We start from the raw sequence: 23968 nt of genomic DNA, 5'->3' as shown, positions 1-23968 counted from the left end.
CAATTCTACCTCCAATTATTTTTTGGGTGGCAAATAGGTCTCACCTAATTTTGCACCTACTGAACGATTGAGACTATAATGGTCTAATACATAATTATCTGAGTTTAACATCCATTCCCTTACTTCCTTTGACTTCGGACCATAATGTCTTCCAACTTCATTCCACCACGAAACAGCATCGGTTATATGAGCCATATCTGCCTCACTGATATCATGCCATTCTCCTTCATTATCCTTAAACTCTGTTTTACCACCACGTGTTGTTCTGATTTTTGGTGGATTTTCATTCTTCATTCTTTCTATTACTTCACTTCCAGTCCGGGACTTTTTGCTTGGTGTCCTACCTAAATAATGCTCCCTTAATCTCTTAGCACTTTTAGTTTTCTCCTTCTTCTCAGCTTTCCCTGGACTCTTGTCCTCAATCTTTTCTATCTTCTTTTCCCCATCTTTAATACTATCAATAATCTTATCTACCATTTTAAGTGGCTTGAAAACGGTGAATAATGCAGCCTCCGCAACGGATTCCGATGAGGGATCCTCTGACATGGCGATGATGTCCCCTATTAAAAATTCTTCTGTCTTTGTTATAGGAGGGAATATATCTTCTAATGTTTTGCCACTGCCGATTCGTTCTTTTGGAATACTCTGAACGTATTTATACTGTTGGGCACCTGTCCGACCATAATATTGTCGTATAATCTTCCCATCCGGTAATGTATAATAAGTTCCTTCGATCACGCTCTCTTCTGAAACGCTACCATATTCATCGGCAACTTTTTTTACATTCACTGCTTCATTGATGAGTGTTTCCGCCTCTGTGGCGCTAATCAGCTGTTACACGGATGGAATCAGGTTGTTCTTCCAGAAATTCAAATGGAGAGGATTCCCGTTACTCTTATTCACTGCAGGACCCATAAACACATTTGGTCTTGAAACCTGCCCACCAAGTCCAAACGAGATGGTTGACACCCCTTGCAGATAAGTTTGGAGCATACTGGATAGTTCCTCGGTTAAAGAGTACTTTTTTAATATCGGAAGAGTCGATTCACGGGTTGCAAGATCCCATACCAGCCTCTTTTTTGCAGGGTTCACACTCCACTGTGATGTCTGAAAGTGGATAGAACTATCTTCTAAAGCTAAGACAAAACCACTACTGCTATTATGTATTTTAAATATCTGTCAGTCTATTAGATTAGAAGGAACTTGAAACTAAGGAGAAGAAGGAGTGTTAGAAAACGTTTAAGAAAATCGTTTTCTAACACTCCTAAAATAAGATTTTTATAAGCCATTTATTATTCTAACCTCATAAAGATTCTTCATTTGAACCGATACAGGGATATACATATAGTAATCTTGATCGTTATCCATTTCTAATCTTACTAGTTTCACTTCTTGCTCTAGCCAGTCATTTGGTATATCATCCATATAATCTTCTACTTTTTCTTTATAATCAAGTTGTAAAATATATTCTTGATCCACGAGGGCAAAAACGATTAATGTTCCAAGTAAATCTTTAGTATTTTTTTCGCGAACAAACTCTTCTTCCTCAAACCAGATATCTTTCAAATTATATTTGTTCCAAAATTCAGAGGAGGATATATTTTCATAGTCTTCAATTATTTGATTTACCATTTGATGATATTTTCTAGGTATAATTTGTTCCAAATTTCGATTACATTCGATTCCGAAATGATAATCCTCTTCCATTGATGAAGGTTCATCTTTTTCTAACTGTTTTAATGGTTCAATATTAAATATCATATCTTTTTTATAGTGGGCTAAGTCGTACGGATAATGATTATTTGCTTTTAGTGTACTGTCATCTAATTTAAGGATTTTTGCTAGGGCTGCAGTTTCAAAACTCCAAAAGCCAAGATAACCTGGCTCTTTATGTGAGTTTTTCCATCCATAACTATAGTGTCCTTGAAACCATTCTTTTTCGATATATTTTTCTATTCTCGTAGAAGCTTCCACTTTGTTTCTGAAACTTAGCTCAATAATTTCTAATGACTTAGAATAAGGTTTCTTCAATTCAAATTGTGATGATTTTATCTTTCGTTCAATTTTATATGAATATAATAAGTAATCCAGTAGAACATCATCTACATGTTCACCATCTGCAATCTTTGCTAATCTACGTATGTTTTCTTTGTCAGTTTCAAGTAGTATACCTAAAGCAACCATCCAAATAAAATTAACATAACGTACTTTTTTATATCCAATATACTCTAGCATCATTAATGCTTCTAGATAATCTTCTTCTAAATCTGCACATGCTCTCCCTATTGAGTACTTGGCCCGTATCAATTCAGTATATAACTGAAACAAAGAAGATCTCGTATTAAATATAATTTGTTCGTTATCCAATGGGTATCTTTGAATATTTTCTTTTACATCTTGTTTTATTCTTTCTATTTTGTTATTTTTTTCTTTAATTAATTTCTCTTTAAAGTCAATGGTTTCTTTTAAATATTCTAAATCACATAAAAAATCCCTCATTAAATCCCACCTCTTGTTATGTTTTCAATTATGGCCAAGTTCCTACAATTTTCCCCTCTGTATCCAAACGAAATGTAAGTGTCTCTCCTTTTGAATTAACTTTGGATAAAACTCTTTCGATTTGACCATTTTCTAATGCATCCGAAATTTCTGTTGCTAATTTCTCATTTCCATTCACCGCTTTTATTATTCTGCTTTTTCCCGAACCCATACCTAACAACCAATCATTCGACATTTGCGGACCATCTAGTTTGGTTGTTCCTAATTGTGAAGTACCAAATTTTGCTTCGTCAATAACATACTTTATAGCACTATTAGTATTATTATTTTTATTTAATCTATCAATTCCTTTAATTATTTTATCATTCGGAGAAGTTGGTGCTACATTTCCGATACGCTCCAAATCGTAACCAGCTTGTTTCAGACTTTCATTATTTACAAGATTATCATATGCTTTGTATTCCCCATAATTGCCCTTTTGTTTATTTGAAGCTTGATTCAAATCAAAACCATCAAATTTTGAGTTTATATCAGTTTTGATGTCATTGATTGTATTACTAGATTCAACATCCCCCACAGATTTTTTAGCATCCTTTGCTTTTTCCGCCTTCTTTTGTGCATCAATGACCTGTTCTACAAAATCCTTCCCTTCCTCTACCCCTTCAGCGGCTTTTTTTAATTTCCCCATTGGTGTAAGAGAAAAAAGTGCTATACTTTTATCTATTCTCGAAGCATTTGGGTCCTTCAACGTTTGAAAATCATTTAAAAATAGCTCATCTGCTGCGATTTCTCCACCCTTTTTAGCAGCTATACTCAAACCTACTCCCATGGCAAACAATCCATCCGGAGTTCCGGATCCGTTTCCACCTAGCACTTTCCTCATTCCCTCATAGGTAATAGGTTCATTCGCGGAATATGTTTGAGGAGTAGAAGGACTATCTACCGCCAATTCTGGATTACTTTTTAAAATTGCTGCGTAAATTTCGTCCAATTCACTCGTCTCATGTTCCATATTTTCATTTATATTTTTTGTGGGTGAATGAGTAGGGAGACTAGCAAAACCTAGAATACTAGGACCATATAAAACGTTTGGTTTTTGGATGAATCCCCTGGAGCCAAATTGGAGGGGGCTTGCCCCTGTTAAAAAAGTGTAAAACATGGTCGTCAAGTCATGATTTTTTGGTTGGACGGTGGTGTCTCCTGGAATCCGTGAAGTACGTGCCTCCAGCTCCATTTTCAAAGTATTTCTCGAAGCCAAGATCCCCCAGTGACTCGACTGAAAATGGACATCTGTCAGGCCACTTTGAAACATTCCTTCTAAATCCGTTAGCCATGTGTCCATCGTCTGGATGTCCTGTTCCACAGGATTCAATGACACGGTCTGAGAGTAATCGAACTCGTTCAACTTTTGAACGGTGTCATCCCGCTTCTTTTTGGAAGTGAAAATAACTTTCTAAACTCATTCTTACTCGTCTACGACCTTCTCTAGTAAAATTACAAACCATATCACATTCTTATTGTCCCACTCATAAATCTTCACTTTAAATTACGAGCTTACCCATTGTCTTTAGTTTATAGGTTTTGCAGTGTCATAAGTCCCCACACCATGTAAAATGTCAAATCACCCAATTCACGTACTTTTCTTATTATTCCTATACAAAATAAAACTCCATGATGGCAGTACCTTCATGGAGTCTCTATTTTTAAACGGATCATTGCTCTTTTTGTCCATCTTAAATATTTTAATTGTATTTTAGTTCACTTGCTTTATGTGCCTATACGTAAAACCCTTTCGTATAACTAGTTTAGGCACTAGAGTGCTCTAAACACGTTACCTTTCCTCTTTGCACAAATGATTGTAATGACCAAATCCAGGAAATACATCCCAGTTTCTTTCAAGGGTATCGCTAGTTTCGCGCTCCTCGACTGAACCGGTATTTAAATCTCTCTTTTCCATTGCTATATAACCATCTTCTCGGAAGCCTAAAATCAAGGTACTTACTTCCGTGTCAGTTTCATCATCATATTCCCAATACATAGCTGTTCTTAAAAAAATCTTACCATCACTCATAACTTCAAAATCATAATTTAAATACTTACGAATCAGGTCATCATAAAACCCAACCGATACCCAATCATTTGTAACATTTACAATATACTTAGGTTTCTCATCCTCTACTAATACCGCCGTATATGGTTCTTGTTTTTGATGGTATGTGTATGCAGTACGGTCATCAATTATGTTCCAAGGCTTCTTTTTAATGTCCGACCATTCGTCACAATAATAAATTTTCATAGTCAATTATACAACTTCCCCTTCTACATAATAAACATTATTCGAACATTACTCCAAAGCTAACATTTTCAAAATTCAAATATGCGTTACAAATATCAGAAGTATAATAGGGTTCAACATCTTGAATTTTTCTTGAAGTAATAAATAATCCAAATCCTGATATATCATTCCAATTTTTTTCAAATACTTGGATTTCCGTATCTGTATCATCATTAGCTACAATTATTTCTACATTTTGGTTAACTAATTGAATAACCATTTCATGAACCTTAATCAACTTATCAATTTCTTTATAAAGACTCTCCTTTAGAAATTCTATGTCAATTATATCAATATCAGTTTCATAATATTTACGATCATCATATTTATAGCTATTTACTTCTATATTTTCATCATATTGTTTCTTAAATATATTGCAAATCACTTCAATTTCTTCTTTCTTTAATTCATGTTCTGAGAGGTAGGTGTTAACTAATCTCACTATTTTACAACTCCTTTGTCAATTAAATATTTGTATTGTGAGTCACTTAATTTAAATGCTGTATTCATAGTTCCATCTGAGTTAATAAAAGTCCATTGTTTATTATCTTCGTTATAAATATGCGTTCCTTCAACGTTTCTATATTTTCCTTGTTTTCGAACTCCAGTATTAATCAGCTCTGAAACATCATTTTTGAATAATTCCACACTAGATTTACTACCATCAGGATAACTTCCAAAATCTTTTCTGTGTTTACTGAAAGCCTTATCTATTGAGCTTTGTTTAAATACAACATCATCGGCGCTACTGATAAATTTACCCGTACCCTTAGTCTCAATCTCAACATCCTCCACGGATTTTTTAGCATCCTTTGCCGTATCCTTTGCTTTCTCGGCCTTCTTTTGAGCATCAATGACATGCTCTAAAAAGTCCTTCCCTTCCTCTATCCCTTCAGCGGCTTTTTTTAATTTCCCCATAGGCGTTAAAGAAAAAAGAGCGATTCCCTTGTCTGTTTTAGAAGCATTAGGGTCCCTTAGGGTTTCAATATCATTTAAGAGAAACTCATCTGCCGCGATTTCTCCACCCTTTTTAGAAGCTATACTCAAACCTACTCCCATGGCAAATAACCCATCCGGAGTTCCGGATCCATTTCCACCTAGCACTTTCCTCATTCCCTCATAGGTAATAGGTTCATTAGCGTAATATGTTTGAGGAGTTGAAGGGCTATCTGTTGCCAATTCTGGATTACTTTTTAAAATCGCTGCATAAATTTCGTCCAGTTCATTCGATTCATCTTTCACATTTTCATTTATATTTTTTGTGGTCGAATGAGTAGGAAGACTAGCAAAACCTAGAATACTAGGACCATATAATACATTTGGTTTTTGGATGAATCCCCTGTAGCCAAATTGGAGGGGGCTTGCCCCTGTTAAAAAAGTGTAAAACATGGTCGTCAAGTCATGATTTTTGGGTTGGAGGGTGGTGTCTCCTGGAATCCGTGAAGTACGTGCCTCCAGCTCCATTTTCAAAGTATTTCTCGAAGCCAAGATCCCCCAGCGACTCGGCTGAAAATGGACATCGGTTAGACCACTTTGAAACATTCCTTCTATATCCGTTAGCCATGTGTCCATCGTTTGAATGTCCTGTTCCACAGGATTCAATGACACGGTCTGAGAGTAATCGAACTCGTTCAACTTTTGAACGGTGTCATCCCGCTTCTTTTTGGAAGTAATGACACCTTCCTGAACTGCACTGTCATCGAGATGTGGCAGGGCCACGATATCACTGACACTGTCCATGATACTGTTCGCCTCATTGGTGAGGGCTTCTGTCAGATTGCCGATCAGTGTTAGGCCCTGCTCCAGCTCTCCCTCTAGAAATTCTTGCCTTATGTATCCTGCTGGATCTGGCTCTAGTGATAGGAGGGCAGATTCCATTTGTTGAAGCGTTTGAAGATAACTAACGGAGAACAGCTGGAAGAATTGTAGAAAGGGCTGGTGACATTCTGCATAGAAGTCGCGGATAGCATTGCCTCCTGCGCCCTTTAACAGCTCGTCCATTTCAACTAAGCCACTTACCGTTCTTTCGATATTCTCTGTCTCGTTTTTCAGGCGCTCAAGCATAGCCATATTTCGTTTCAATCCATCTTGAAGTAAATCTACATCTAATATTTTCATAGGCAACCACACCAAATGTTCGGTGTTAGGAAGGATTGCCTGTTTTCATTATTATACAATATTCCCCTAGAACTAGGCATACTTTCTCCTCCTCTAGCAATCTCTTTTTATCTATAATATTCCATTTATTATAAAGAAAGGTAAAGGATGAAATGGATTAAATCATCAAAACAATTCATAAGGATTACTAATATCTAGAAAAATTAAGTCTATTGTATTAATTAATCCTAAGTCTTTATTCTTATTTATAAAAAAAAGAGTAAACAGATCACCTGTTTACTCACTCGTCTTTATTAGATTTGAAGTAATAGTTCGTCAGCATTATATATTGCTACACAGTTCCTACCTTTATTTTTTGCAGCATATAACGCTTGGTCAGCTTCCCTAATTAGCTGTTGAATGGAATATCTATCTTCTCCTACTTCCAGAAGAGCATGAGATATCCCGAAACTTGATGTTACTTGTATTTCTTCATTATAAAAAGCGACTAAGCTTTCTGCAACTGCTTGTCGAATGATATTTGCTCTATTAGCAGCCTCCATCAAAGAAGTATCATGCATACAAATAATGAACTCTTCCCCTCCGTAGCGACCCATATAGTCCGTGGAGCGTAAATTTTTCTTTACTATGCTTGTGACACTAGTCAGGATTACATCTCCTGCCTCGTGTCCATAAGTGTCATTTACTCTTTTGAAATGGTCTATATCAAACATGACAATAGAAATATTACCTCCATCTATCGATATATCATCAAATACTACTTCCGTTTTTTTCATAAAGAATGTACGGTTTAATACCTGGGTAAGCCCATCTATGCTTGCTAATTGTTTTAATTTTGCTTCCATCTGCACTTTTTCCGTAACATTAATAAAGGTAATAATTTTACCGACCTGTAACCCATTTTTATTGATCACTTCTGTAAAATTAATTCGAAAGTGTGTAACTCGCTCATCTAGTAAGCTAGTATAGTCAGACTCTATTTCTTCATCTAACCTCTCTTTAAGTTCTGGATTTTCAGCGAGAACCTCTGCGATCGGTTTACCAATATGATGACCACTTAAAGTTGGGATTACAAATAGTGCTGCTTTATTATAATCAACGATCACTTTGTTTTGATTTAAAACAAGCACTCCCTCCTTTAGGCTTTCAAATACACTATCCCTAGCAATGGGAGCGACATTGAACATTTGTAAGGATATCAGAGCTACCCCGTGGAACGTAAAAGCAATACTTAAAGAAATCGGGCCAAGGTCTATTCCTTCACTCCAATCATTTAAATAAAAATAATTAGCTATGATAGGCGTAATAAAACCTGCCACCATCAATAAAGTTTGCATACGAAACAAAAACAGAGATTTACGGTATTCCCTAAGCAATAGGAAGACAGATATAGTTAAGCATAAAAATAAGAAGATAGCATGAACATTAAACCATGGGCCCCATTCTAGCTCTAATAATGGGAATGGACCATCGCTATTTATTTTCATTGTTTTATAATAAAGATGATGCAGATCATTCGTTTGCATCATAAATATCGTAGTGATGGGAATGACGAAAATAGCATAGTTCCATGTTTTAATCTTGCGTCCTACATACTCCATACACATAAATAGAACAAATACAGGAATGAATGGCATGGCAAGGTATTCAACTCCGAGCCAAAACTTCATTTCTTTTAAGGTCGTGCTTGCTAATTCAAAGGCATAAGCAAATGTGAAAATCGATGACAATATGGTAACTACAATATACGGCTTTACTCCCGGAGCATCTTTCGCTTTAACTCGTATATATAAACTAAGAAACAAGCTTATTATGCCCGCTAATGTTACTACTAGAATGTGCGTCAATAATTTTTCTCCGTTCCAATTTATCTTTCATGCATCCTATATTATATAGTAGTAGATTATCCTGTACTAGAGACTGTTTTGCTATTTTGTGTCATGAATACACTTTTGTGGCACGAGAATAATCACTTTATCTTCAATCAAAGCTGCTTTGTAGACATCAAAAAATCCCTATCGTTCTTAACGTGTTTAAAACGCTAAGGACGATAGGGTGACGTCACAATATTTCAAATTATCCTCTCATCTAAATACCTTACTCTTTATTTAATCTAGGATTTCTTAAGCTATCGAAAATCATATAATGATCCTTTACTTCCTCTGCTTTTCGATTACTATATAGCGCCATATCTCTAAGCTCAGCCCATTCGTCCGCATCCTCATGATTACGACTAAACATGTATTTATCAAAGGGTCTTAGCCTGATGGATAATATAAATGCGTGTAAGTTAACCCATTTTTTTAAGGAAACAAATTCACTAATTATCCTTCTTTCCTCATCTGTTTTCATTTGAATATCATTTTGTCTAACCTGTGCCTGAATCATTTCAACTAAATAGGACTCCAATTTTTCTTCATCCTGATCGGTAACCAGCTCTTTATCACTTGCTACTTTCCACAACTCATCCGCCTTTTTCACGGCATCTACTATTTGATGTTGATTTTCTATAATTATATCGGGGACATGCTTGACTACATCATATGCTTTTTGTACATCCTCCGGGAATGGACCTAATTTCCTTTTAATTTGGGTAAGTATGTTTTTATAGTTTTCATAGTTACCTAGCCTGTTTGCAGTTGCCCATCCAGCTCCAATATGTACAAACTTCTCAATACAAACATTAAAATTGTTTGCTAGTAGCGCTTCTTCCTTTATCTCCTCGAAGTAAGGAGCGCTTCCATCGTTGCGTAAAATCACCTGTTCAGCTGCAGGAGCGAATGTAAAATAGTAATAAAGCTCTCCTTTAAATGAAAACTTTGCCGGAAAAACATCTGGTTTTTCGTTTTTATTATAGTAAGGTTTTAAGGCCTCTTTGATGTTTTCAGGTAAATTGTGCATTCTTATCATGAGTTCATTTCTCCTAATTTTATAATTTTATAATTTTATAATTTGTAACACTATAAGGTCCCTAATATCTTTTACATAGTATTTTAAACTCTCTAAGAAAAGATGAATAAATATGTCTCCATCTTTTATTTACCGATAAATGAGAGGAACCATGGTATTATCATGTTTTCCACAAAAATTGTATAGATCACCATCATCAAATCCTGTTGCAAAAAATATGTTTCCTGGGAAATTTGAAATATTAGATTGTAAGTATGTATGTGTAAAAATGATTGTAGAAGCAAGAGTTAAAAATAAACCTAAGTAGAACTGCTCTTCGTATAAATGGTACAACGTTTTATAAGCTGTTATTTCAGCATATCTGCCTTGTGGAAAATAATCATTATTACTTGCCCAGTCATCATCATACCCATCCCATTCCATGGAGCCCGAAATATAAAGCTGAAAGCTATCTTTTTTATCAAATATTCCGAAATTAATAGCTACTATTTCTTTTGGTATTTTTTCTTTACTTAACAGTGTATTTAACCAATCCTCAAACTCCTTATAGCTCTTTTCTAGTAGATTTTGAAAATTGGTTATATCCATATTATAAATACTTTCTAGTGCTTCTATTAAATCTGCTTTATTCTTCATAGTTGGCATTTGCTTGATAAATACTATTAGTTGCTCCTCTAATTCCTCATGAGAGCGCATTCCTTGTTCTCCTTTCAACTGTTCGGATAAATTACTTAAACTATTTAAATGAATAAATACCATTTTTACCACTTCAATCTACACTTGCATTCAACAAAATGCTTAGCAATAGTTTAAAGAAGCGCCTATGTTTAATTACTAAACTAGGCGCCTTCGTTTATTTTCTTTGATACAGTGCATTTTCTAAGATGTACTCATAACATTTATCTGGAAGAAGATATCTCGGCTCTCCACCCATTGCAAATTCATCTCTAATATAGGAGGAACTGATTTCCATTGCTAGTCCCTTGTCTATGAGGTGGAATCCTTCATCGTTGTTTCTTAGGATAGGGGACTTGCTGATTACCTTTAGCATATCAATTCCGTCCCTTGCCATGACAATAAATTTATTTTCCTTCACTAAATCTTCACCGTTTTTCCATTTACCTGCACCTATATCAACTAGTAAATCTGCTCCCATGATGAAGAATACTTCATCATTCGGATATTTTTCTTTGAAATGCTTCATCGTTTGATACGTATTTGCATTCCAGGCTTCCTGGTTCATCTCATAATCATCTGCCTCGAATTTTTCATTGTTTTCGATAGCGAGTAAGATCATATTCCAACGATGGTTGTCTGCAACATTCATCTCTTTATCTCTTCTTTTGTGCGAACAAGGTAAAAAGATTACTTTATCTAAACGACATCTGCGCCCAATCGTACTTGCTGTCCACAGATGGACATTCGTAATGGGATCAAAGGATGATCCATAGATTCCGATCCTAGCCATATTTACTCCCCCTATAAACTTTTTTTCTGTTTCATCATTTGCTGCGTTTTTTCTTTGATTTCTGCGATGCGATTCATTTTATTATCCCAGCATTTTTGGCTCAGATCGACCGGATACTCTTCTGGATTTAACGGGCGCTTATATTCATCCCATAGTAGCTCTAGATTTTCTTGAACATTTTCTCGAATCTCTAATATAGAAGGAGTTTTGTACGTAAGCTTGCCGTTTTCAAAAATTGTATGATGCAGCTCTCTTGCCTCAAAATTGGTCACGAACTTACTTATGAATGTATGAACCGGGTGGAACATCTTTAATCGCTCTTCTTTTTGTGGCTCTTCGGTTTCTAAAGCAATGTAGTCCCCTTCTGATTTTCCATTGTTGCGATTTATGATTCGGTAGACTCTTTTCAAACCAGGTGTCGAAACCTTTTCAGGATTTGCACTTATTTTGATGGTGTCTACCATTTCTCCGTCCGTTCCTTCAATAGATACTATTTTGTAGACCGCTCCTAGTGCCGGTTGGTCAAATGCAGTTATTAGTTTGGTTCCGATTCCCCATGTATCGATTTTGGCCCCTTGCGCCTTCAGGTTTAAAATTGTTGCCTCATCTAAATCGTTAGAGGCAGATATTTTCGTGTCTTTAAATCCTGCTTCGTCCAGCATCTTTCTAGCCTCTTTAGATAAGTAGGCCAAATCTCCGCTATCCAATCGGATACCCTTAAAATTAATCTTATCTCCTTGCTCCTTCGCTACTCGTATCGCATTGGGCACACCAGATTTTAATGTGTCGTACGTATCCACTAAAAACACGCAGTCCTTGTGGCTCTCTGCATACTTGGTGAACGCTGTATATTCGTCGATATAAGCCTGAACCAATGAATGTGCGTGTGTGCCTGCAATAGGAATTCCAAACAGTTTTCCAGCTCTCACATTGGACGTTCCATCGAAGCCTGCAATATAAGCTGCTCTTGTGCCCCAGATAGCAGCATCCATTTCCTGTGCTCTGCGAGTACCAAATTCCAATGTTGTATCATCACCAACTACTTGTTTGATCCGTGCTGCCTTTGTAGCAATAAGTGTTTGGAAATTGATGATGTTTAAAATAGGTGTTTCAATCAGCTGTGCCTCGGCCAGTGGTGCCTCTATACGCATAATTGGCTCATTCGGGAATACTAGCTCGCCTTCTTTAAGGCTTCGTAATGTACCAGTAAATCGAATACCCTTCAAGTAATCTAAGTATTCCTCTTCATAGCCTTGGTCTCTTAAATAATCGATATCTGTCTCAGAGAAATGGAAGTTGTTGATAAATTCGATCACTCTCTCTAGACCTGCAAAAATAGCATAGCCATTCCCAAATGGCAGCTTACGAAAATAAACTTCGAACACCGATTTTTGATTATGAAATCCGTCTCTCCAATACGTTTGGGCCATATTAATTTGATACAGGTCCGTATGAAGAGCTAAGCTATCGTCTTTATATAATCGTTCCATTGAACAAACCTCCCAGTCTAAATTTCGATTAAATAACCTCTGCCCCTATAGACCCTTGGAAATGCCCTAAAGCCCAGTCATGTCCTACTTGATTGAAACTAGCGACTGCATCCTTGTGAACAATGACCTTAAAACCTTTATTGTAAGCATCCACTGCAGTATGAAGCACACAAATATCCGTACATACTCCAACTAAATGAACCTCGTTAATTCCTCTTTCGCGTAGTTTTATCTCTAAATCCGTTCCCGCGAAAGCAGAATACCTTGTTTTGTCCATCCAATACACTTGCTTACTATCTTTATGAATTTCATATATCTCCTGCAGGCTACCGTATAAATTACGGCCTTCTGTTCCTTCTAAATTGTGAGCAGGAAACAATTTAGTTTCTGGATGATAAGGATCGTTTGGATGATGCACGTCAATTGCAAAAACTACATAATGATTTTCTTGTATAAATGATTCTGTTAATCGAGCGATTTCCTGCTCAATGTCCTGCCCAGGCTTTCCGCATGTCAATGCTCCCTCTGTTGCAACAAAGTCATTAGTGTAATCAATGTTAATAAGTGCTTTCATTTTCATTTCCTCCTAAATATTATTTTAATAAACAAATCGTTAGTCATTAATAATAAAAAAATTAATATCTAGCCGTGTAAATAGACTTTACAATATCCATTTCCAAAAATTCGTATAATGCAGCAGGAGACTTAGATGTTCTTTGCGTTTTCTTTCCTTCCACTTTTTGAATAAACGGCAGCGTTTTTATTTTCCTAGCAAAGGATTGCTCGCTAAGGATACCTGGTTCATTAGTTACAGTTGCTAATACTGCTTGCAGCTCTGAATAAGTGAAATGTTTTGGCAAGAAGTTTTTAGCAACAGTCGTTTGGAGCAAATCATTTGTAATCATGTGAATAGCATCTGTAATGATTTCCCGATGGTCGAATGCTAATGAGAGATTTAACACTTCCTCAATGGAGAATAACTCCACTTCTGCTGCATCATCTGCAGCTTTTCTTTTAGAAAGGTAATCCATCGGAACAATAGCGTAATGTGCATTTGTAATAATCCATCCACGGGGATCTCTACCAGGTGTGTCATACACCCCGAAATGTTTGATCAGCACATTTTCAACGCCTGTTTCTTCCTCAAGCTCTCTCTTAGCTGCTTCCAAAGCAGTTTCATCCTCTTGAACAAAACCTCCTGGTAGCGCCCATTTTCCTGCCTCTATATTTGTATCGCCTTCCGCGTTCAGTAAGGCCCGCTGGATCAGCATTAGCTTCAGAGACATGATAGGTGGTTTATGCTCTTCCTTGTTCTCTGCAACTATTGTAAAAACTGCGATATCTGATGTATAGCCGTCCGGTGTTTTATATTTTCTGATATCATACTGCTTTAATGCTTCTTCGTTAGACATGTTTATCACTCCTTCTGAAGAAAAAATTCTTTTCCAAAGGTGTTTTGATTAACAATTCGTTAACCTTAATTTGATTGTAATATTTGGAATTAAAAAAGTCAAACGAAAAGTCGAAATTAAATGCAAAATGTTTATTCCTTTTATTCGTACCTAGTAGTAATTACGAATTCAAAATCGCCAGCTGCTTGGATATTATTTTCATACTCAAAATTATAAATTAATATTAATGCATTATATGGTTTTGTTATATTAATTTTCTTTTTAACATTTGGGATTATAACATCATCATATGAACACCCTTCTAAAAGTTTGGATAGATCATCACTCTTCTTACTAACAAAATCTTTTTCAATGAAGTCCTCGTCTGTTTCATCCATATCAATATTAAAATCCAAATAAAATTTAGAAGGAATGGAATCTCCATCCTCATCATAAGTTACATCCACGTACCCATATAACAAGCTCTGGTTTTTGATATTACCAAGCCAAATGGAAACCATTCCTTGCTTATACATCCTCATCTACTCCTTCATATATTTGTTGCGAATAAACTACTCATTAAACTCGAGACAATCTGATCGCTTCTTTTTGGAAATATACCCCAATTATAATTCGCATGGTATAATCATTGTGTTACTTTTAGCAATTCTAAATTAGAGGAGGAAAGGTGATATGAGGAAACCAACCATTCAAGTAACCGTTATAATATTAATAGTTGTGATTTTTTTTGGTCCCTTGTTATATGACTACTACACGAAGCCGGAAGATTCCTTAGAACTATATCAAGAGTTAAGATTCTCAGAAGAATTCTCGAGTGTTCACCATTTGTTGGAGCCGGGCTACGAGAATTATTTTTCTGAAGAGGCATATGACGTATTAAAAAGCGAGAAAGGTAGCCCGTCAATGATTCGGCAATTCACCGTTATTCAGTATGATGATGATACAGAATCAGTTCTTATAGAAACCAGTCCTGGGACGAATAAACTAACGATCCTTCGGGCAGAAGTGCTCCCCGAAGCAATAGAGAATTATTTTAAGGAATTCGATGAAGAATAGCTAATTAAGCCATTTTAACTCTTTTCTTGATATTTATAATATACAAAGGAAGATATAATAAAAGTTATACCAACTATCATAAAAACGATATGGTGGAATGGTTCAATTAGAATATATAGATTTATAAATAACATCAAAAATATAAACACTATACTAAAATATAAAAATCGGGCATATTTCATTTTAATTACCTCATTTACTTATTTAATGTTTTTGCATTTAGGATAGCTACAGTTCAAAACTACTTATATGAAATAGATTTATAAATAATAGCTTAGTTCGATTAATACGAACCAAGCTATCATGAAAATTAACTTTGAATTTCTTTAATACTCTTCCCGCTTAAAAATGCATGACCCGCTACTGCTTTATGTACTGTCTCAAAACCATATTTTTGATAGACCTTTTCGATGGTTTCATTTATAGGGAAAACCCATAGCTTTTCAATTCCCTTTTTTGTAACTTCTTGCTGAATATGATGAATGATTTGTCCGATTAATCCTTTTCCTCTAAATGCTTCTAATGTTGCTACACTTTCCATTCTAGCTTGATTGCCGTCTTCAAAAATACAAGCCGAGGAGCAGGCTACCCCATCATAACGAAGTAGATAATGAGTGAATGCTGGGTGATTAAATTGCTCCTCAAAAACCTTTTCCATTACTTCCAGACCACCGAACTCTTTTATACTTCCCTCAATCTCAATCGCTTCTCGGTAATTTTCATTTGTCACTTTTTCAATTGTCACCTTAGGGTCAGCGGAGATATCAATAACTTTGTTATCCCATAGTTGTACCGGACTTATCAATTCTTCATATTTAAAATTTCTCGATTTTAGTTCGGTCAGTAAGTTTTGCTGGTTTTCTAGGTCATAAATGTAGAATCTTGGTACGATGTTTTTGGATTGAAAAAAGTTTATGACTTCTTCAGCTACTTCATGTGAATTGTCGCAAGCAGTCATTATCCTTGCATGATTAGCATCATAGTAGTCAGGCTGATTCTCGTTACAAAATAGAATCCCCCATGATCTATCAATTCTTCTAGTAAATGTTTCGCAGTATGCTATATCTAGCATATGTATAGTTTGCATGTTCATTAAATTACCCCTATCTATTTTCATACATTAAATCTTTTTTCATGTAATAATGGTCAAAGTCCCGACCAACGTTAGGCAGAGTTCCATACACTTCATACCCATGTTTTTTATAAAACTCTAATGCCTGAAAGCTTAAAGTATCCAGTTTAATGAAATCACATTTTCTTTCCTTAGCTATTTCCTCTGCTTTTATCAACAACTTTGAACCATACCCGTTCTTACGTAGCGATTCATCCATTATCAAAACATGAATTTCTAGCCAATTCCAGCATACTTCTCCCATTATTCCTCCTAGCACTTGATCCTTCTCATCCTTTATAAATAAGTTAACTTCCTCATATCTCCCTCTCAAGTCCTCAGGAAAGTGTGCTAGATTAAAATAATACAATCTTTCATTAATATTTTTTTTAGATTCATCGGTATCTTCTCGTATTATTCTCAATTCCACTGTTTTCTTCCTTTCTATGTGCATAATCCTTTTTTTACCTCTTCTACTTTATCTGTAAAATCAATTGGATTATCATCCCTTATAACTTCTAGTAGATTCAATACAACGCCTTTGCATATTATGTCAGCCTCTTTTAATGCTTCAATAAATAAATTTCTATATTCATCATGATTTAAAATTCTATAATGTAGAAACACCATCCACTCTCTACTTTTTTCGATATTCATTGGAACAGCAGCAATCATTTGTTTCAAGCCTTTCTTAGGAGAAAACGCACTTAAGTATTCTATTGTATGTATAACGCCCCACATGACTTCTTCCTGTTCGGTTTCATCGTCTAACACGCCCATCAGCTGACCGATAAAGTGAACATCATTTGTATTTGCTACTTCCTCCAATGCCTCTTCGAACAAAATAATTTCTTGCTCAGAATGCATCAAGCGATTATCTTTCAACCTATGAATTACTTCTGTATAGTCCATTAGCGTCCTCTCTAAAACTAAATATTTGTGCTTCTTGTTCAATTTTAACATGTATTTAATTTTTTTCCTTTCTTTTTCAATGAATAAATGTAATTTTCCATCATTTTCACCTTCACTCAATAGCAAGCTGTCTTATACTAATTTTTTATTTTCTAATACATAATAATGTCAAATTAGATAATAACTAATAGTTATTAGAGCATAGAGGAGTGAACTATTTTGGATACTAATAAGGTACTGGTAGCGGGTAGTGGAGTTTTAGGAAGTCAAATAGCTTTTCAGACAGCTTTTTACGGATTTAAAGTAGCCGTATATGATATTAATGAAGAAGCGTTAGAGAAGGCAAAGGAAAGACTTACTGGGCTGAAAGCAAGCTATCAAGAAGACTTAGGTGCAACTCAAGAAGCAGTAGATACAGCTTATGATCGTTTAACGTTGCATACGGACTTAGCTGAGGCTGTTCAGGATGTGGATTTAGTAATTGAAGCAGTTCCCGAAGTGTTGGATATCAAGAAAGTATTTTATGAAAATTTGTCGAAGGTTGCTCCACAGAAAACAATCTTTGCGTCAAATTCCTCCACTATGATCCCTAGTCAGCTCGTTGAGTTTACGGGTCGTCCTGAGAAATTCTTACATTTACACTTTGCAAATAGAATTTGGTTAAACAACACGGCTGAAATTATGAAACATGAAGGCACAGAACCTCAGGTTTTTGAAGAGGTGATTGAATTTGCTAAAGCAATTAATATGATTGCTTTACCTATCCATAAGGAACAGCCTGGCTACATTTTAAATTCCTTATTAGTACCATTTTTAGATGCCGCTCAAAATTTAGTCGCAAATGGAATTGCTGATCCTGAGACAGTGGATAAAACATGGATGGCAGGTATGGGCGTAAACAGAGGCCCCTTCGGAGTGCTAGACATTATAGGATTAAACACCCCATATAACATTGCACTTGAAAAAGCAAAATTAGGAAATGAGCAAAAGGCGAAAATAGCAGCATACTTTAAAACGGAGTTAATCGATAAAGGACGATTGGGAATTCAAAATGGAAAAGGTTTTTATGATTATCCAAATCCAAAATATGAAGATCCTAAATTTTTGAAATAATTTTCTGAAGAAGGCTATTTATTAGTCTTCTTTTTTTCATGAATCTATTTGGTATAGCGCTCGTTTACTACAATAATGCTGTGCTTTACGAAAATTTTCCAGCGTATTACGACAATCTAACGTTCGTTTACTACAATGCCGCTCTACTTTACGACAATCACCCAGTAAATTACTACAATCCATATCTGACTGTTAATTTGAAAAGAAATTTACGACATTCTAGACCTCCTTTACGACAATGCTGCTCTACTTTACGACATTCACCCAGTAAATTACTACAATCCATTTCTGACTGTTAATTTGAAAAGAAATTTACGACATTCTAGACCTCCTTTACTTCAATGCCGCTCTACTTTACGACATTCACCCAGTAAATTACTACAATCCAAATCTGACTGTGAATTTGAAATGAAATTTACTACAATCTAACTTTCATTTACTACAATGCCGCTCTACTTTACGACAATCACACAATGAATTACTACAATTCAAATGGAACTGTTAGTTCAGAAGGAGATTTACCGTAGTCTAGTGCATCTAGTAAGTCTAGAGAATTTAGTTTTTTTACGAAACAAGCATATAGGAGTGGTACCTTGCGGAGAGTAATAAAAATACACATTTAAAAAGTCAGAGTGAGAAACAATTCACCCTGACTTTTTCATATATTTAGCGTAGCATTATAGATCCGCCGTCTGCCATGATTGTTTGACCAGTTATATACTTAGAGTCCTCGCTTGCTAAGAAAACTGCTACGCGACCGATATCTTCTTCCACATCACCGAAGCGTCCTAATGGGATTTTGCTGCGAACATTTTCGTAATATTCAGGCTGTGCTTTCGCCCATGCTCGTACGCCTTCAGAGTCGGCAATAGGAGAAATAATGTTTACGTTAATACCGAAGCGACCCCATTCATTGGCTGCCACACGGGAAATTCCTCGAATTGCTTCTTTTGCTGCAGCGTACGCCCCTTGTGTTTCGTGTCCAGCTAATCCAGCGCCTGATGCAAAGTTAATCACATTTCCTTTTGTTTCTTTTAAATATGGAAGTGCTGCCTGCATCAAATAGAAGGTTGGGTAAAACCCTGTGCCGAATGACAAATCTAAATCTGCTTGTGTTGTGTCTTCAATCGTCACCTGTTTAGATGCATGTGCATTATTGACTAAAACATCAATTTTTCCATACGCTTCTGCTACTGTAGTGATAATTGTAGGAAGCTTGTCTCTATCCATTAAGTCTGCCTTTAAAAACATCGATTTAGGTGATATTTCCTGAAGTACTTTTAGACTTGCTTGACCAGCTTCTTCGTTCACATCAACAATTGCTATTATTGCTCCTTCCTTAGCCATCGCCTTGGACATACCTAGCCCAATGCCTCCTGCTCCTCCTGTAACAATAACAACCCTATCCTTAAGTCTGTCCATAATATTACCTCCTTAACTCTTTTCTATTTCATCCTACCCCTTAATCCTTTATATCTCAATTTAAATGCTATTATATATTTATACTATTTGATTCTAGCCCCATCATGCCCAGTATCCTCTGTACTTTTTGTAATAATTGCAGAAGCATTTTTATAGTTTTCATTTATAGATTCGCTAGAAGAAACCACTGGGTCTCCGTATGCAGTGAAACTAGTGGGGTCTTCCTTCTCATTCGCTTTTTTTGTACTAGCCCTCTCCGTACTCTCTGCAATAATGGAGTATGCTGCTTTGTGTGTATAATCCATAGGTCGTGCATCTGATTTTAAAGGGTCTCCGTATGACCGATCCGTTGTATATTCCTTGGAAGTATTCTGTTTTCCATAGTCATTCATCATTGGCTTTTGTGTACTATCTGCAATTTGGGAGGATGCTTGCTTAAATTCTTGATTTATTGAGGGTTTGGTAGATTTAATGGGATCTCCATAAGCCGTATTCGTAGCAACGTTTTTATTCCCTAATTTAGCACTTTCATTATTTTCTTGCTTCAAGATATGTATGGCCTCCTTTAATCGAATACTATTATACTTTCCACCCTTGTAACAAATATGCAGTCTAGAATAGGTGAAATAAAAAGTGTATATCCAATAATGGATATACACTCATCATTTACGGATTATTCTTTTCCTGAAATATAAGCCCATTTGTAGCTATAATCACCTGTAAACGGATGAGATATAATTCCGTGGACGTATGGTTTTTGTAGTGACATGAGTCCTGACTGATACATCGATGCGACGGAAACATCTTCCTCCATAATGATTTTTTCGGCTTTTGCTAGTGCTTCCCAGCGTGCCTCAGGCTCCAATGCAAGTTCATTTTTTGCTTGGTCAATCAGTTTATCCAACTCCGGGTTTGAATAAGACATATTATTTTGCGGTGAACCTGTAACAAATAATTCTAGGAAGGTAATTGGATCTTGGAAGTCAGGTGCCCAGCCAGTGCTTTGAATATCGTAATCCTGCGCTGCATCCTTGTCCAATTTCACATTGAATGTAACTGGTATCAGCTTAATAGTAAGCCCTTTAAGATTTCCTTCCATCTGAGCTTTTAAATATTCATCCATATTTTTAGCAAGCTCACTGTCATTACCAACTAATTCTAGCTCTAATTCAGTCAGTCCTTCTTCTTCCATTCCTTCTTGAAATAGTTTTGCTGCTTCTTCAACGTTATACTTTGCCATGTCTCCATTTATATCACGAAAATCTTTTTTATTTTCATCGAATGTCAGTCCCTTAGGCACTAGGAAATCACCTGGTATTGAACCGTTTGCCAGTATAGCTGATGCCAAATCCTCTTTGTTGAAGGACATAGCAATTGCTTTACGAATTTTCACATTTGAAAGGGCTGTTTTTTGACCATCACGTTCTTGGTTTAGCTTCAAATAGTAGATAGTAGGTTTTAATTCTTTTATTACTTCTTCATGGTTTGCATATTGAAGTGCAAATTCTCCTGATAATCCTACACGATCTTTTTCCCCATTCTCATAGAGGTTAACAGATGTAGCTGTTTCCTTGACTACGTCCACATTAACCTTATCCAACTGGACAACTTCAGCATCCCAGTAGGTTGCATTTTTTTCTAATGACCAGGATAAGCCAGTCCCGTCCCATTCAGTTAGCACAAATGGTCCATTGTAGATAAGGTTATCTGAGTTTGATGCATAGGAATTACTTTTTTCAGTTACATATTCTTCATTTTGAGGATAGAAGGTACCAAATGACATTAAGGACATAAAATAAGGTACGGGTCTCTCAAGCGTCACCTTTAAGGTTTTATCATCCACGGCTTCAACGCCCAATTCTTCTTTTGCCATTTCCCCCATTGATATTTGGGTTGCATTTTTTATTAACCCTTGCATCATATAAGGACCATAGGAACTGCCTGTCTCAGGGTCAATTGCTCTTCTCCAAGAAAATACAAAATCTTTTGCTGTTACTGGAGTACCATTGGACCAGTTAGCATCTCGTAATTTGAATGTATAGGTTAATCCATCTTCTGAAACTTCTGGTTCACCTTCTGCCATTGCAGGCACAGGAATGTTTTCTTGATTTAATCGATAGAGCCCTTCCATTACGTTATTAAGGTAATTAAATGACACAGCATCATCGGCCAAAACTGAGTCCATTGACGGAATCTCTGCACCTGCAACAAGATTTAATTCTTGTACTTCATCAAGTTCAGCAGAATCTTTCCCCTCAGTAGTTTCTGGTTCTTTCGTTGAACTTTCTTTAGTATTTTTGTCCTCATTGCAAGCAACTAGCAAAATACTTAAGGTAAGTAGAAACACCCATAATAATTTCTTTTTCACTTCATTCATCCCCTTTTTTTAACATATTAAGCACTCTATTAATATATTTCACTAATCGCAATAAATCAAATAAAAATTAGATTTTTTAGAATTATCTCATTATTATTCGTCATAAATATGTATGTTAGCACACTTTTTGATTTGACTGTCAATCAAAATCATATATTCTATTAAGCGCCACTTCTCTAACTTGATACTTTTACTTTCATTTTGACAATAGAAATAGCCAGTAAACTTTCGTTTACCGGCCTTTCTATTAGTTTTTAAATATTTTATAGTCCTCTAGCCATTTCCTTTACAATTTCATCAATTACTGTAGCTGTACCTGACTTATCTTGTACCAATACACTAAAAATATATTGTTCCCCACTACTTCCTTCTATATAACCACTTAGCGTACTAACGCCAGTTAATGAACCTGTTTTGGCAAAAACGTTACCTGAAGTAAGTGGATCTTTTAGACGGTTTCTTAGTGTGCCTCCTACCATTCTGTCAGGATGAGCAGCTACTGGTAAACTTTTAAAATAAGTGGCAAACCAATCTTCCTGTTGTATCTTTAGAAGTAAATCATTAATAGCCAAGCCGGACACTGAGTTTGCGTGAGACATGCCAGAGCCATCTTCAAATTTCCAATTAGACATATCTAAGTTAATGGAATTACCGTACTGCTCCATCACCTTTAAGCCGGCCTTCGTGCTTCCATGATTGCCGTTGACCTTGCCCATTGTTTTAACCAATATATCCGCAATACCATTATTACTTAGCTTCATATAAGGAATGAGTAGTTCTCTTAATGGCATAGATTCTTTTACTGATATTAGTTCAGCGCTTTTAGGAGTGGCAGCTCTAAACAATTTATGTTTCTTATACTCTATCCCTACTTGTTCTAATATGGCTTGGAACATTGTCAATGTATGAGTAGTTGGGTGCTGCATCGTTACCCACTCTCTTTTAGTCTTATCGATCGGTAGATTGCCACTTATGACAATTTGATTTGTTCGATAAGATCTTTCAATCGTAATTGTATTACTTTGGCCAGCCGCTACAGTTTGTGCTTGATTGACAATTTCTAGATCTCCAAGATGGGGTGTTGCTTTTACGGTAGGAGCATTCCCGATTGCAGAACCATTGACATCTATAATAATGGTTCCAGAATCATAGTCAGCATTTGGTGATGTAGTCAATGCAGAAATTGGAGCTGCGTAGTAATACGATTCATCGTTTGCCCATATGCCTGGTGTTAACAACTCATCATCAAACCACTTGTCATCTCCGACAATTCTTCCATCAATCGTTTGAATTCCTTTAGCCTTCAATGCTTGAGCAAATTGTCGTAAGTCTGCCTCCATTAAGGTTGGATCGCCTTGTCCCTGTAAATAGACATCTCCTTTTAATACTCCATTAGATAGCTTACCGCTCGTATACAGACTTGTTTTAAAACGATAATTTTCTCCTAGAACATCTAGCGCTGCGGCAGTAGTAAGCAGCTTCATATTGGAAGCAGGTTTAATAGGTGTATCACCATTATAGTCATACACCACTTCACCAGTCATCCGGTCCATAATCGCAATACTTACTTTTGCACCTGACAGTTTTTCTTGAACGATTGTCGAAATGGATTCACTTAAAGCATCCTCTGTTGTTACCTCTGCTTGAGCTAATTGCCCCATTCCAAACATGCTCACAAATAAGACCCAAGCCATCAAAAGGCTTGCCCACCTTTTCCTCATAATCTTCCCCCATTCTAATTTGCA

The 23968-nt window shown here is 36.1% G+C and carries 23 protein-coding genes; 2 read left to right on the top strand and 21 right to left on the bottom strand.

Annotated features, from left to right (window positions below; genetic code table 11):
- Positions 1–15 precede the first annotated feature (15 nt).
- The 14 genes from NSQ95_RS07145 to NSQ95_RS07080 form a co-directional block, all read right to left on the bottom strand.
- Positions 16–789, bottom strand: coding sequence for a GH-E family nuclease (locus tag NSQ95_RS07145; RefSeq protein WP_342560562.1), 774 nt, complete (start codon positions 787–789; stop codon positions 16–18).
- 489 nt (positions 790–1278) lie between these two features.
- On the bottom strand, positions 1279–2499 hold the full coding sequence (locus NSQ95_RS07140; protein ID WP_340883871.1) for a PoNe immunity protein domain-containing protein: 1221 nt from the start codon (positions 2497–2499) through the stop codon (positions 1279–1281).
- A 28-nt stretch (positions 2500–2527) separates the two neighbouring features.
- Positions 2528–3946, bottom strand: a complete 1419-nt coding sequence (locus tag NSQ95_RS07135; RefSeq protein WP_342560793.1) for a T7SS effector LXG polymorphic toxin — start codon at positions 3944–3946, stop codon at positions 2528–2530.
- 384 nt (positions 3947–4330) lie between these two features.
- Positions 4331–4795, bottom strand: a complete 465-nt coding sequence (locus NSQ95_RS07130; RefSeq protein ID WP_169361526.1) for a hypothetical protein — start codon at positions 4793–4795, stop codon at positions 4331–4333.
- A 37-nt stretch (positions 4796–4832) separates the two neighbouring features.
- A complete protein-coding gene (locus NSQ95_RS07125; RefSeq protein WP_342560561.1) occupies positions 4833–5276 on the bottom strand; it encodes a hypothetical protein in 444 nt (147 codons plus the stop codon).
- Complete coding sequence (locus tag NSQ95_RS07120) at positions 5276–6952, bottom strand: LXG domain-containing protein (protein WP_342560560.1); 1677 nt, start codon at positions 6950–6952, stop codon at positions 5276–5278. Before NSQ95_RS07120 ends, NSQ95_RS07125 begins: the two co-directional genes overlap by 1 nt.
- A 293-nt stretch (positions 6953–7245) precedes the next feature.
- Positions 7246–8799 carry a histidine kinase N-terminal 7TM domain-containing protein gene (locus NSQ95_RS07115; protein WP_342560559.1) on the bottom strand — a complete coding sequence of 518 codons (1554 nt, stop codon included), beginning with the start codon at positions 8797–8799 and terminating at the stop codon, positions 7246–7248.
- Positions 8800–9049: 250 nt separating this feature from the next.
- Complete coding sequence (locus NSQ95_RS07110) at positions 9050–9862, bottom strand: hypothetical protein (RefSeq protein WP_342560558.1); 813 nt, start codon at positions 9860–9862, stop codon at positions 9050–9052.
- A gap of 129 nt (positions 9863–9991) precedes the next feature.
- The gene (locus tag NSQ95_RS07105; protein ID WP_342560557.1) at positions 9992–10621 is read right to left on the bottom strand and encodes a hypothetical protein; all 630 of its coding nucleotides are present in this window, start codon (positions 10619–10621) and stop codon (positions 9992–9994) included.
- A 94-nt stretch (positions 10622–10715) separates the two neighbouring features.
- Positions 10716–11330 (bottom strand): nicotinate (nicotinamide) nucleotide adenylyltransferase, encoded by a 615-nt coding sequence (gene nadD, locus NSQ95_RS07100; protein WP_342560556.1) that lies wholly within the window; start codon positions 11328–11330, stop codon positions 10716–10718.
- An 11-nt stretch (positions 11331–11341) separates the two neighbouring features.
- Positions 11342–12820 (bottom strand): nicotinate phosphoribosyltransferase, encoded by a 1479-nt coding sequence (locus tag NSQ95_RS07095; RefSeq protein ID WP_342560555.1) that lies wholly within the window; start codon positions 12818–12820, stop codon positions 11342–11344.
- Between the two features lie 28 nt (positions 12821–12848).
- On the bottom strand, positions 12849–13400 hold the full coding sequence (locus NSQ95_RS07090; RefSeq protein WP_342560554.1) for an isochorismatase family cysteine hydrolase: 552 nt from the start codon (positions 13398–13400) through the stop codon (positions 12849–12851).
- Between the two features lie 55 nt (positions 13401–13455).
- Positions 13456–14232: an NUDIX domain-containing protein gene (locus NSQ95_RS07085; protein ID WP_342560553.1), complete on the bottom strand. Its 777-nt coding sequence runs from the start codon at positions 14230–14232 to the stop codon at positions 13456–13458.
- A gap of 140 nt (positions 14233–14372) precedes the next feature.
- Positions 14373–14747, bottom strand: coding sequence for an immunity 22 family protein (locus tag NSQ95_RS07080; RefSeq protein ID WP_342560552.1), 375 nt, complete (start codon positions 14745–14747; stop codon positions 14373–14375).
- Between the two features lie 157 nt (positions 14748–14904).
- Here NSQ95_RS07080 and NSQ95_RS07075 point away from each other — a divergent pair, with 157 nt between their 5' ends.
- Positions 14905–15288, top strand: coding sequence for a hypothetical protein (locus NSQ95_RS07075; RefSeq protein ID WP_342560551.1), 384 nt, complete (start codon positions 14905–14907; stop codon positions 15286–15288).
- 310 nt (positions 15289–15598) lie between these two features.
- On the opposite strand, the gene NSQ95_RS07070 is transcribed toward NSQ95_RS07075, so the two are convergent.
- Genes NSQ95_RS07070 through NSQ95_RS07060 form a run of 3 tightly spaced genes read right to left on the bottom strand, consistent with a single transcriptional unit; the run spans position 15599 to position 17311 of the window.
- A complete protein-coding gene (locus NSQ95_RS07070) occupies positions 15599–16381 on the bottom strand; it encodes a GNAT family N-acetyltransferase (RefSeq protein WP_342560550.1) in 783 nt (260 codons plus the stop codon).
- A 10-nt stretch (positions 16382–16391) separates the two neighbouring features.
- Complete coding sequence (locus tag NSQ95_RS07065) at positions 16392–16829, bottom strand: GNAT family N-acetyltransferase (protein ID WP_342560549.1); 438 nt, start codon at positions 16827–16829, stop codon at positions 16392–16394.
- Positions 16830–16843: 14 nt separating this feature from the next.
- A complete protein-coding gene (locus tag NSQ95_RS07060) occupies positions 16844–17311 on the bottom strand; it encodes an Imm30 family immunity protein (protein ID WP_342560548.1) in 468 nt (155 codons plus the stop codon).
- Between the two features lie 219 nt (positions 17312–17530).
- Between NSQ95_RS07060 and NSQ95_RS07055 the strand changes: the two genes are divergently transcribed.
- Positions 17531–18424, top strand: a complete 894-nt coding sequence (locus NSQ95_RS07055; protein ID WP_342560547.1) for a 3-hydroxyacyl-CoA dehydrogenase — start codon at positions 17531–17533, stop codon at positions 18422–18424.
- Between the two features lie 666 nt (positions 18425–19090).
- Here the strand turns inward: NSQ95_RS07055 and NSQ95_RS07050 are convergent.
- From NSQ95_RS07050 to dacB, 4 genes are all read right to left on the bottom strand, one after another.
- Positions 19091–19846 (bottom strand): SDR family oxidoreductase, encoded by a 756-nt coding sequence (locus tag NSQ95_RS07050; RefSeq protein WP_342560546.1) that lies wholly within the window; start codon positions 19844–19846, stop codon positions 19091–19093.
- Between the two features lie 83 nt (positions 19847–19929).
- Positions 19930–20394: a hypothetical protein gene (locus tag NSQ95_RS07045; protein ID WP_342560545.1), complete on the bottom strand. Its 465-nt coding sequence runs from the start codon at positions 20392–20394 to the stop codon at positions 19930–19932.
- 125 nt (positions 20395–20519) lie between these two features.
- Positions 20520–22214 (bottom strand): peptide ABC transporter substrate-binding protein, encoded by a 1695-nt coding sequence (locus NSQ95_RS07040; RefSeq protein ID WP_342560544.1) that lies wholly within the window; start codon positions 22212–22214, stop codon positions 20520–20522.
- A 272-nt stretch (positions 22215–22486) separates the two neighbouring features.
- Positions 22487–23944, bottom strand: coding sequence for a D-alanyl-D-alanine carboxypeptidase/D-alanyl-D-alanine-endopeptidase (dacB, locus tag NSQ95_RS07035; protein ID WP_340883888.1), 1458 nt, complete (start codon positions 23942–23944; stop codon positions 22487–22489).
- Positions 23945–23968 lie beyond the last annotated feature (24 nt).

It is taken from the genome of Psychrobacillus sp. FSL W7-1457 (genome assembly GCF_038593405.1).
Classification (GTDB): Bacteria; Bacillota; Bacilli; order Bacillales_A; family Planococcaceae; genus Psychrobacillus.
This window is presented reverse-complemented; position numbering and strand designations above follow the sequence as displayed.

Bases quoted from the DNA above. Each gene is read 5' to 3' on its own strand.
- NSQ95_RS07085 (WP_342560553.1), bottom strand. From the start codon at position 14,232: ATGTCTAACGAAGAAGCATTAAAGCAGTATGATATCAGAAAATATAAA.
- NSQ95_RS07095 (WP_342560555.1), bottom strand. From the start codon at position 12,820: ATGGAACGATTATATAAAGACGATAGCTTAGCTCTTCATACGGACCTG.
- NSQ95_RS07105 (WP_342560557.1), bottom strand. From the start codon at position 10,621: ATGGTATTTATTCATTTAAATAGTTTAAGTAATTTATCCGAACAGTTG.
- NSQ95_RS07075 (WP_342560551.1), top strand. From the start codon at position 14,905: ATGAGGAAACCAACCATTCAAGTAACCGTTATAATATTAATAGTTGTG.
- NSQ95_RS07110 (WP_342560558.1), bottom strand. From the start codon at position 9,862: ATGATAAGAATGCACAATTTACCTGAAAACATCAAAGAGGCCTTAAAA.
- NSQ95_RS07140 (WP_340883871.1), bottom strand. From the start codon at position 2,499: ATGAGGGATTTTTTATGTGATTTAGAATATTTAAAAGAAACCATTGAC.
- NSQ95_RS07120 (WP_342560560.1), bottom strand. From the start codon at position 6,952: ATGAAAATATTAGATGTAGATTTACTTCAAGATGGATTGAAACGAAAT.
- NSQ95_RS07060 (WP_342560548.1), bottom strand. From the start codon at position 17,311: ATGGACTATACAGAAGTAATTCATAGGTTGAAAGATAATCGCTTGATG.
- NSQ95_RS07050 (WP_342560546.1), bottom strand. From the start codon at position 19,846: ATGGACAGACTTAAGGATAGGGTTGTTATTGTTACAGGAGGAGCAGGA.
- NSQ95_RS07080 (WP_342560552.1), bottom strand. From the start codon at position 14,747: ATGTATAAGCAAGGAATGGTTTCCATTTGGCTTGGTAATATCAAAAAC.
- NSQ95_RS07090 (WP_342560554.1), bottom strand. From the start codon at position 13,400: ATGAAAATGAAAGCACTTATTAACATTGATTACACTAATGACTTTGTT.
- NSQ95_RS07130 (WP_169361526.1), bottom strand. From the start codon at position 4,795: ATGAAAATTTATTATTGTGACGAATGGTCGGACATTAAAAAGAAGCCT.
- NSQ95_RS07070 (WP_342560550.1), bottom strand. From the start codon at position 16,381: ATGAACATGCAAACTATACATATGCTAGATATAGCATACTGCGAAACA.
- dacB (WP_340883888.1), bottom strand. From the start codon at position 23,944: ATGAGGAAAAGGTGGGCAAGCCTTTTGATGGCTTGGGTCTTATTTGTG.
- nadD (WP_342560556.1), bottom strand. From the start codon at position 11,330: ATGGCTAGGATCGGAATCTATGGATCATCCTTTGATCCCATTACGAAT.